The sequence below is a fragment of the Micrococcus sp. KRD012 genome, from assembly GCF_017168555.1.
Taxonomy (GTDB): domain Bacteria; phylum Actinomycetota; class Actinomycetes; order Actinomycetales; family Micrococcaceae; genus Micrococcus; species Micrococcus luteus.
On the sequence record NZ_JABFBB010000051.1, the window covers coordinates 1 to 4,725 of the forward strand.

At 69.3% G+C, this 4,725-nt stretch carries 1 protein-coding gene and 1 pseudogene; both read left to right on the top strand.

The features are described from left to right. Nucleotides 1-3,489: AAA family ATPase (locus tag J1M37_RS11335; protein ID WP_206452680.1), on the top strand; the 3,489-nt coding region annotated here is incomplete at its 5' end. Nucleotides 3,490-4,380: 891 nt separating this feature from the next. Further along, nucleotides 4,381-4,725: pseudogene (locus tag J1M37_RS11340) on the top strand (hypothetical protein); the annotation flags it as partial.

A 4,725-nucleotide genomic window follows, 5' to 3' on the forward strand; every position in this document is an offset into this window, starting at 1 on the left:
GACCCGTCCACGGGGGAGGTGCGGGGGTCGCGTCGGGAGAACTCGGTGCTGTTCTTGGACAAGGTCATCAACGTGGACAAGACCCTCTCGGTGGCGGCCGTGCTGGACCTGCGGATCGCGCAGCAGTTGGACGCGGCGTTAGAGCAGATGGCGCACGAGCTGATGGCCTACGCCGCCTCCGAGATGCACACCCGGGTCGGCCCGCGTGGCGGGCAGGTGTGGGTGCCCGTGGAGAAGCTCGAGGCGGTGACGGTGGCGCACCGGACGTCGCGGGAGGGGGACCCGCACCGGCACCTGCATCTGCAGTTCCTGAACCGGGTGTGGGCTGCCGGGGCGTGGCGTGCGTTGGACACCGCGGAGTTCGTCAAGCACAACGCGGCGATGAACCGGTTGGGGGAGGCGGTGTTGGCCTCACATGCCGGGTTGCAGGACGCTCTGGCGCAGGCCGGGTTGAGCTTCGACCCGGCCACCGGGGCCGTGGTCGAGCTGGCCGAGGCGGCGGAGGTGATGAGCAAGCGGGCCGGACAGATCGCGGAGCGTCGGGCGCAGCTGGTCGCGCAGTGGGAGGCCGAGCATCCGGGGCAGACGCCGGGGGAGCAGATTCTGGAGGGGCTGGATCATCTGGCGTGGGCGCAGACCCGTCGGGAGAAGGTCCCCGGTGAGCTGCCGGATGAGGACAAGTGGCGGGCCGAGATCGCCGCGACCGGGTTCGTGATGCCTTCAGGGCCGCGTGAGCGTGCGGTGGTGTCCTGGTCGCAGGTGGACAAGTCGGCCCTGATCCGGGCCGCGGTGGAGCAGCTGGAGACGTCGCGGTCGGCGTGGTCGGTGGCGGATGTGTCGGCGGCAGTCTCGGCGGAGTTCAGCCGGACCGGTGTGACGGATTACCCGCGCCCGGTGGGGGAGCTGGTGCGGGAGGCCACCGAGGCGCTCGTGGCGGGCCGGTGCACGTCGATCGCCCCGGACGTGGACCCGTGGACGGCTCCGCACCATCTGAAGGTGCTCACCACGGACCAGGTCATCGAGGCCGAGCGCACCCTGCAGGGGCTGCTGCTGGCCAAGGCGTTGGAGCCGGTCACCGAGCAGGTGGCCGTGGCCGGCCGAACCTACGAGCTGGGGGCGCACCAGGACATGGACCAGGGGTTGCTGGAGCGCATCTTCGCTGAGTCCACCTCCACGGACCCAGATGGTCAGCCTGTGTCTCTGCCTGAGGGGGTCGGGCATCGGGATGCGTTGGCGGCGATCTCGGGCACGCACCAGTTGGTGGTGGTCACCGGGGCGGCAGGGTCGGGCAAGACCACCTTGTTGAAGGCCGCCAAGCATGTGGGGGCGGTCAAGGGTGTGGAGCAGGTGATAGTGACCCCTACGGCGAAGGCCGCTGAGGTGGCCGCCGCCGAGACCGGATCCAGTGCCAGCACCGTGCATGCGCTGTTGCGGGCTTATGGGTACCGGTGGGAGACCGACAAGGCCACGGGGGTGACCCGGTGGCAGCGCCTTAACCCGGGTGAGGGCGACTACCAGGGTGTGCCCGAGGGGCGCCGGCTGGGCCCGGGCGTGCAGGTGGTGGTGGATGAGACCGGGATGCTCTCCCAGGACGTGGCCGCCCGCCTGTTCACGGTGCTGCACGAGACGGGGGCGCGGGCCGTGCTCACCGGTGACTACCAGCAGCTGGGCGCGGTGGGCCGTGGCGGGGTGCTGCAGATGGCCGAGCACGCCACGGAGGCGTCCGTGGACCTGGACACCGTGCACCGGTTCCTCAACCCGGTCTACGCGTCGCTGTCCTTGGCGATGCGTGCCCGGCAGGCCCCGGGTGAGCAGTTCGACCTGTTGGTGGAGATGGGTCTGGTGCAGGTCCACGCCAGTCAGGAGGAGGCAAATCAGGCCCTGGCGAAGGCGTGGGTACACGGTGCTCGTGAGGGTGCGCCCCCGTTGATCTGCGCGGCGACGAACGAGAACGCCCAGCAGATCAACACGGCCATCCAGCAGCACCACACCAGCACCGGCCCCGAGGCCGGTTCTGGCCTCCTGGTGGGCATGGATGGTCTGCCCATGAGTGAGGGCGCTCGGATCATGACCCGCCGCAACGACGCCCTGCTGGGGGTGCTGAACCGGCAGGTGTGGACCATCCGGAAGATCGGCCCCACGCACACGAAGATCCAGGACCCTGACGGTGGGCACCGCACCCTGCACGTGCCCAACGAGTACCTGACCGAGCACGCGCATCTGGGGTGGGCGCTCACCGCGCACGGGGCCCAGGGGGCCACCGTGGGCCAGGCGCACACATTGGTTGACGAGCACACCGACGCTGCCGGCCTCTACGTCGGGCTCACCCGTGGCCGGGAGTCCAATGTGGCGCACTTCGTGGCCGAGGACCTGGCGGAGGCTCGGGCGCAGTATGTGGCGGCGATGGGTCGGGACGGGGCCGATCACGGCCTGGACGCAGCCCGCCAAGCCCTGGCCGCGCAGCTGGAGGGCATGAACCTGCCCGGCCGGCAGGCCCCGGTGCAGCCGGTGCTCAAGAGTGCTGCGCAGTTGCGCCCGGGGGACCAGATCCAGGACGGTGGGCAGCTGTTGACCGTGGTCGCCGTCCACGGGCAGAAGGTGACGATGCGCCCGTCCCAGGATCCGGGATCTGGTGTGCGCACGGGCACGCTCAAGGCTGGGGCGCAGGTGCAGGTGTGGCCTGCGGCCACGACGTTCCCGGCACCGAAGGGCCAACGTGATCAGACGTTGATGGGGCTGGGGATGCAGTTGCGCAAGGCCGAACGGGTGGCCGCGGCGTTGACCCCGTGGAACACGCATCGTGAACAGGTGGGCGCCTGGGTGGCCGCGCACCCGCAAGCCTGCGAGCTCGCTGACACCCTGGACGTGCTGGATGAGCGCTTGACCCAAGCCCGGCAGCAGGTGCACGAGGCACACCAGCAGATGCACGAGCAGCACCAGGCCCAGACCCGGCAGCTGCGAGCCGAAATGGAGCAAGCCAAGACCCGGGCGCAGAGCGCAGGGTTCTTCCAGCGCCGCTCAGCACGGGCTGAGCTGGAGCGGGCCCGAGCCGCGCTGTTTGAGCATCAGTGGAGGACCAGGGCCACTCTCCCCCCGGAAGCCACCGTGGAGTTGGAACGCCTGACCCAGACCAGGGAAGAAGTCTTCGCCCAGTACCAGGGCCTGGCAGAGGACTTCGTCACGCAGCTGCCGGCCCCACAGCGTCCTCCTGGAGGGTTGGGGGTGCAGGTGCACACCGAGCCGGTGTCCGTGTGGCGGCACCTGGAGCGTCAACCGGTCACCGCGACCGCGGACACGGCCGCCCGCGCCGAGGAGTACCAGAAGCAGGCCGAGCAGCTGCAGCGCCGGCGGGACTGGTTCGCCCAGGAGACCCCGGAAGTGAATGCGTCCCTGTGGGGTCAGGTCAAGGCCCCCACCCGGGCACCGGGGCCGGCTGGGGCAGCCCATCTGGTCCCCCAGCGTGAGCGAGACACGGGGCTGGAACGCTGAGGAATCTGCCGCCCTCCGGCCGGGCGTAGGCCGCCCTGCCTCCGGTTGCCATGGGAAGAGCCGGGGTGCCTTCCAGCCAGGCAGGGAGAGGCAGCCCCACGTGAGCGAAGACCCCACGACATGCCCTTAGACAGCAGAATGCCCCACGACCGCCAAGACGTGGGGCATACTGACAAAGTCCAAACAACTTCATACCCGAGCTTAGCGCACCGCCAACTTTCGCGCACGGCTCCACGCGGCGATTGTGCTCACTCCCGCGTCACCAACGAGAAGCACGCGGCCTCACCCGCCGTATTCGCCCGTCAGAGGGGCTGTCCTTCTACGAGCTGATGTGCCGCCAGGTGCTCCCACGATCCGTGAGGACGTGGGGCGAAGGAGTGCCGAACCTGGGGCCGAACGTGCCGCCCGCCATGAGACCTGACCCGGGCCAAGAGCCATCAGCACACGCCGCCACTGCACGCGAGTAATGCCGCGCGCCTCCAATGCATACGCATACCCATACGCACACTGCGGGCTGAACCATCACCCCAGCGTCACCGGAGCCTCTAGTCCCCACCACGATCCGCCCTTTTGGGCCTATCAGGGGACCGGAGGCACGCCGCGCCGCTCCCCCCGCTCCTACAGGCTGGCAGGTCCGGGCAGGGTGTTCCACCAGTCCCCGAGCCCTCTCCCCGGCTCGTAGCCCCGACCAGGCAGAATCCGAGCACAACAAGCCCGAACGGCCCGCAGAGCCCCCAGGACAGGAGCCGGACATGACCAGTCAGTAGCTACCCCGCCAGGATGTGATCGGCTACGCCAGAGTCCTCATTAAGGTCCAGGCGCGGTTCGGTGTGCACCCCTCCCTCTTTATCGGGTACCCGATATTCTGTGAGTGGACGAAAGAGGTGCCCCATGACCCTGACCCTGATCCCCCCGAGCACTCCTGACGAGGCCACCCAGCAGCTTGCACAGCTCCAGGGCACCACCGTCGCCCTTGCCGTGCTGCGTCGGGTGCAGCTCGTCAAGGCCGCCGAGGCGGGAGTGACCCAGCAGCAGCTTGCCGGTGCGCTCGGCCGAGCCCAGTCGAGCATCAGCGAATACCTCGCCCGTGCCCGCACGAGCCTGGCCGATAGGCCCGCTACGCATCCGCTGTGGCCGGCCGAAGTCATCGACCTCTACGCGGCGGGCCTTCTGCCCCGTGACGAAGTGCTCTCCTACCTCGCCAGTTACCCCTACATCGACCCCGCACCCACCGAT